The organism is Arthrobacter sp. Y3225116 (genome assembly GCF_059091245.1).
Window position 1 is genome coordinate 1 of sequence record NZ_JBNHGL010000484.1, and the last position, 949, is coordinate 949.

At 73.1% G+C, this 949-nt stretch carries 1 pseudogene; it reads left to right on the forward strand.

The features are described 5' to 3' along the window. Positions 1–325: 325 nt before the first annotated feature. Positions 326–949, forward strand: a pseudogene (locus AC5RV2_RS18480) (M3 family metallopeptidase); the annotation flags it as partial.

A 949-nucleotide genomic window follows, 5' to 3' on the forward strand; every position in this document is an offset into this window, starting at 1 on the left:
CCGGCGGGCCGGATCCGGAGGGCACCGGGGCCGGCGCCGCCGCCGAGCCGGTGACGGGCGGTCCGACGGCCTCCCGCCCCGGGCCGCAGCCGGCCAGCAGCAGGGCCGCGATGGCCAACGCCGCCGCCCTTGCGGGAGTCCGCGACACCGCTGCCCGGTGAAGGCGTCTGCCCGGTTTCCGCACCGGGGAACCCGTCGGGCCCTCGGGCGGCTGCCTGTTCATGCCGCAAGTGTAAGTCCGGTCGTGCCGTGCCTCACGGCGGCGCGTCGGCGTGCCCGCGGCCGGTACGGCTGGGACACCGGGTGCCCGTGGCAGAGTGGTGGCATGGCCAACCCCTTCCTGGAACCCAGTCTCCTCCCCTATGAGCTGCCCGATTTCGCCGCGATCCGTCCCGAACACTATCCGGAAGCGTTCGAGGCCGGTTTCCGCGAGCAGCTGGCGGAAGTCGAGGCGATCGCGGCCAATCCGGCACCGGCGACGTTCGAGAACACCGCCGTCGCCTTCGAACGGTCCGGGCGCACGCTGTACCGGGTGAGCGCCGTGCTGGACAACTTCGCCGCCGCCGACGCCACCGACGACGTGATGGAGCTGCAGCAGCGGATGGCCCCGCAGCGGGCCGCCCACCGTGACAACATCTATCTGCATGCGGCGCTCTACCGGCGAGTCTCGGCTCTCGACGAAGCCGCCGAAGGCCTCGAGGGCGAAGACCTGCGCCTGCTCACCGAGCTGCGCAAGAAGTTCCGCCGGGCCGGCGCCCAGCTTCCCCCGGCGGAGCAGGAGCGGCTGCGCGCCATGAACGTGGAGCTGTCGGAGCTGGACGCGGAGTACTCGCGGGAACTGCTGGCCGCCGGCAATGCCGCCGCGGTACATATCACCGACCGCGCACAACTGGCCGGGCTCGCCGACGACGACCTGGCCGCCGCCGAACTCGCGGCGCGGGACGCCGGT